General features: G+C 32.6%; 5 protein-coding genes. 4 read left to right on the top strand and 1 reads right to left on the bottom strand.

The window, feature by feature from the left end; translation table 11 throughout:
* The 4 genes from ADJ83_RS01560 to ADJ83_RS24695 all read left to right on the top strand — a co-directional run.
* Positions 1 to 870 (top strand): PLP-dependent transferase (locus ADJ83_RS01560; protein ID WP_048716609.1); only part of this gene is annotated, 870 nt, incomplete at its 5' end.
* A gap of 470 nt (positions 871 to 1,340) precedes the next feature.
* The gene (locus ADJ83_RS24705; protein ID WP_081836691.1) at positions 1,341 to 1,490 is read left to right on the top strand and encodes a YrzI family small protein; all 150 of its coding nucleotides are present in this window, start codon (positions 1,341 to 1,343) and stop codon (positions 1,488 to 1,490) included.
* 26 nt (positions 1,491 to 1,516) lie between these two features.
* A complete protein-coding gene (locus ADJ83_RS24700) occupies positions 1,517 to 1,669 on the top strand; it encodes a YrzI family small protein (RefSeq protein WP_081836692.1) in 153 nt (50 codons plus the stop codon).
* Between the two features lie 23 nt (positions 1,670 to 1,692).
* Complete coding sequence (locus ADJ83_RS24695) at positions 1,693 to 1,833, top strand: YrzI family small protein (protein ID WP_081836693.1); 141 nt, start codon at positions 1,693 to 1,695, stop codon at positions 1,831 to 1,833.
* A gap of 201 nt (positions 1,834 to 2,034) precedes the next feature.
* Here the strand turns inward: ADJ83_RS24695 and ADJ83_RS01555 are convergent, their stop codons facing one another.
* Positions 2,035 to 3,972, bottom strand: coding sequence for a fructose-bisphosphatase class III (locus tag ADJ83_RS01555; RefSeq protein WP_031538897.1), 1,938 nt, complete (start codon positions 3,970 to 3,972; stop codon positions 2,035 to 2,037).
* Positions 3,973 to 4,125 lie beyond the last annotated feature (153 nt).

The following is a 4,125-nucleotide window of genomic DNA, read 5'->3' as shown; positions in this document are numbered from 1 at the left end:
GACCATATATTATTTACAGACGATGTTTATGGTGGAACTTTCCGAGTAATGACAAAGGTATTAAATAAGTTTGGTATCGAGGCAAGTTTTGTCGATACCAGTGATATTAGCAATATAAAAGAAGCAATAAAAGAAAATACAGTTGCTTTGTATATCGAAACCCCAACCAATCCGTTATTAAAAATAACAGACATCGAGGCAGCTTCTCATGTTGCGAAAGAAAATGGCTTATTTACGATTGTAGATAATACATTCTCTACGCCATATTGGCAAACACCATTAACACTAGGGGCGGATATCGTGCTTCATAGTGCAACAAAGTATTTAGGTGGGCACAGTGATGTCGTCTCTGGATTGGTAGTCGTTAAAGATGAAAAATTAGGAGAAGATCTTCATTTTGTTCAAAATTCAACAGGCGGTGTATTAGGACCAAATGATTCTTGGCTTCTTATCAGAGGGATGAAAACACTTGGAATACGTATGGAGGAACATGAAAGCAATACAAAGCAAATTGTCTCATTTTTAGAAGAACATCCTGCCATTTCAAAGGTATATTATCCAGGTTTAAGCACACATCCAAATCATGAAATAAGCAAGAAGCAAGCACTAGGTTTTGGAGGCATGGTTAGCTTTGATGTTGGAAGTGCAGAAAACGCTGATAAGCTTTTAAAGAAAGTCAAGTTCTTCACCCTAGCAGAAAGCTTAGGGGCTGTAGAAAGTTTAATCTCTGTTCCGGCAAGGATGACACATGCTTCAATCCCAGCAGAAAGAAGAGCAGAGCTTGGGATAACTGATGGTCTTGTAAGAATTTCTGTTGGACTAGAGGATGTAGAAGATTTAATCGAGGATTTAAAGCAAGCACTACAATAATTTAAAAATAAAAAGGGATATCAAATAGTATGGCTATTTGATATCCCTTTTTATCTTGACTCCTTGTCTGTTTGAAAAGATTAAACAAAAATAGGAGAAATCACTAAATAACTGTGGGTAGCCGTCTAAATTTTAAAAAAAGGTTTACAAAGCTGGCATTGGAGGATATAATTACCAATGTGAGATAAAAAATTCTAAGGAGGTTGAATAAAATGGAAAGATTTTTACCAGAATTAAACAGTGTACTAGTAATTGAATATGCAATATACACGAATTCAACCACTTCGGAATGGGAAATTTTATCTTAGTTTATTCTAACTAGAAAATATCCAACCGCAGGGTAGTCGTGTCCTGCGGTTTTATTATGTCTATTTTTAAACCGCAGATAGGTCTATTTGCGGTTTTTTTGTGCGCTCACGAGAAAAAATTCCATTTATGGTAATAATTGATTAAAGAGAGGTGTAAAGGAAATGACATTAAATCTAATTCTTCTAACGGTTACGATTAAGAAAAAGCAGTATACAAATGCTGATTGGATGCAAGAAATGGAAATGAAAAAAAGAATCGAGGAAAATCGTAGAAAACTCGACGAAGTAGGCTATTTAAGAAATGGGTTATAAAAAGTGCTCTCTTAGGAGGTGAAGAAATGACCTTAAATATATTCTTTATAACAATAACGATTCACTTTAAAAAGATGACAAACGAAGAACATGCTCATTTACAGGAAATTGAGCAAATGTATGAAGAAACAAAAACAAAACAGATTCGTTCTGGGTACTTTTCCCATAACAATTACTAAAAATGTATAAGGAGTGAAAGGAAATGACGTTAAATATGCTATTTTTTACAATTACTATTCATCAAAAACAGATGACAGAAGAAGAAATACGACATCAACAAATTATTGAGGAAATAATGGAAGAGAATAGAAGAAAGCAATTGTCTGCAGTACGCTTTTTATAAAAATTAAGATAAGAACGAGAGGTGGAAGAAAGATGTTTTTAATTATCCTGCAGTGTCGACAATCAATCTTATGGGCAGATAAAGATACTGACTAACGAGGGAACTTATAGAGAAAACATAGTAGGCCAAACTGTGCAACAATTTCTGTTAAAACAACAAACAATCAGTGAATAAGGAAATCCACTGATTGTTTGTGTCTTTTTATTTTTTTATATAGCGATATTCCAATAACTGATTTAAATCGTTCATTTGCTCCAATAACTTTTCTCCAACATTGGTTTCTAATACCTTTTTCCGTTGAAGCTCCCTATCAACAACTCTTTTTACAGATAATACATCTGTACCATTTTCGAGTACATCCTCTTTGGAAGTAAACCGTTTATGTGCAACTAATTGCATTCCGTAAGAATTGTATAATAAGGTATACCCTGCAATTCCTGTTTTTGATTGATATGCTTTGGAGAACCCACCATCAATAACAATCATTTTTCCATTTGCCTTAATTGGATTTTCCCCATTTATTTCAGCAACAGGAGTATGTCCGTTAATGATATGCCCCTGGTCCGGATTTAATCCGAACTCCTGCAATATATTGCGGCAAATATCTTCTTGTTCTCGCAAAAAATAATAAGCATTCTTTTTTTCTTTATGTGTCTCTTTCTCATTTATAAAATATCGCTCAAACGTAGTCATATCTTTTTTGCCAAATAAGGAGGAATTCTCGCCAGTCCATAAATACCAAACTAAATCTGTAGCAAAGTCATCAGTTATTTCTGGATGATTGAAGCTATAGCGTAAATAGGATTCAAATAAATCAAACAATTCTTTTCCTCTATACTCTTTCCCATCTATTTGCATCGTTTTCATTGAACCGTCCTCATTTAAAGGAATACAGCCATGGATTAATAAATTACTATTGTATTTTAAATAAAGACTTCCTTTGTTCATTAAAAAGTGTATATGTCTCGCGAGCTTTTCTGAATGCTGTATCGAAAAAAGCAGTTTATTTATGACTTGTTCTTCTTCTTTTAAAAGAAGAGAGGGATCTTCTGGATTGATTGTATTAAAGCAAGTATTTTCTAATGAGAAAATTTTTTCATTAAAATTAATTGTGTTCGTTTCATAATCAATTTTTTCTAGTAGAAGACGATGATGCATTTGAAAATCAGGGCGTCTTTTAATAATAGGCATTTCCAATTTAAATTGAATGATAGATATAGCTTGATGAATTTTGGTAATTTGTAATATATTTTCTTCTGTATTCTCTTCTTTTTTTGCATTCATTTTTGGGCGGAAAGCTTTATTATCTTTATAATATTTATTTGCTAAGTTTAAGAGAGGGCGCAAATTGATTCCATATGCATCCTCGATAATATCTAAATTATCGTACCTCGCACATATTCGAATAATATTAGCAAGACATACTTTTGATCCAGCAAATGCACCGATCCATAATACGTCATGATTTCCCCATTGAATATCAACTGAATGGTAGTCCATTAATGTTTCCATTATTTTGTCAGGATAGGGACCCCGGTCATATATATCGCCTACTACATGTAAATGATCGACAACGAGTCTTTGTATGGTATAAGCTAGTCCAATAATTAATTTATTTGCTTGTCCTAATGAAATGATTCTGTTAATGATGCTTGAATAATAATCCGTTTTATTATTCAATTCATTTTTTTCATACAATAATTCTTCAATAATATAAACAAATTGTGGTGGTAATGCTTTTCGAACTTTTGAATTTGTATATTTGGAAGATGCATATGATACTAATCGAATCATTCTTTCGATTGTATCTGCATACCAGGCATCCAGTTCATATGTATGTATAAATGAATTAACTACTCTTTTTAGTTTTTCTTCTGGATAATAAACCAATGTGGCAAATTCATCGATTTCGGCTTTGGAAAGCTCTTCTTTAAATAAATCACGAATTTTTTCTTTCACATTTCCTGAACCATTTCTTAAAACATGTTGAAAGGCATGATACTCACCATGCAGGTCACTGACAAAATGCTCTGTCCCTTTCGGAAGGTTTAGTATGGCGTCAAGGTTTATTATTTCAGTTACCACTTTCTCTTCTGAATCATACTTTTCTGTAAGTAAATCTAAATATTTCGTATCCATCTTGGCTCACCCCCATGTAATAGAAAAAGCTATCAATATATATATTATACAAGGAATAAGCGAGAATTTAGTAATTAATTTAAAATATTTGGAAAATAATTCTAATGTCCCTTTTGTTTTGGAAATAAAGATTTAGGTATTTGTCTTCTTTGA

It is taken from the genome of Bacillus sp. 522_BSPC (assembly GCF_001076885.1).
GTDB classification, from domain to species: Bacteria; Bacillota; Bacilli; order Bacillales; family Cytobacillaceae; genus Niallia; species Niallia hominis.
The sequence above is the reverse complement of the archived record's forward strand: the minus strand, read 5'-3'. Positions and strand labels throughout refer to the sequence as shown.

Excerpts from the sequence above, each read along its gene's own strand:
- ADJ83_RS24695 (WP_081836693.1), top strand. The coding sequence starts at position 1,693 with ATGACGTTAAATATGCTATTTTTTACAATTACTATTCATCAAAAACAG.
- ADJ83_RS24705 (WP_081836691.1), top strand. The coding sequence starts at position 1,341 with ATGACATTAAATCTAATTCTTCTAACGGTTACGATTAAGAAAAAGCAG.
- ADJ83_RS01555 (WP_031538897.1), bottom strand. The coding sequence starts at position 3,972 with ATGGATACGAAATATTTAGATTTACTTACAGAAAAGTATGATTCAGAA.
- ADJ83_RS24700 (WP_081836692.1), top strand. The coding sequence starts at position 1,517 with ATGACCTTAAATATATTCTTTATAACAATAACGATTCACTTTAAAAAG.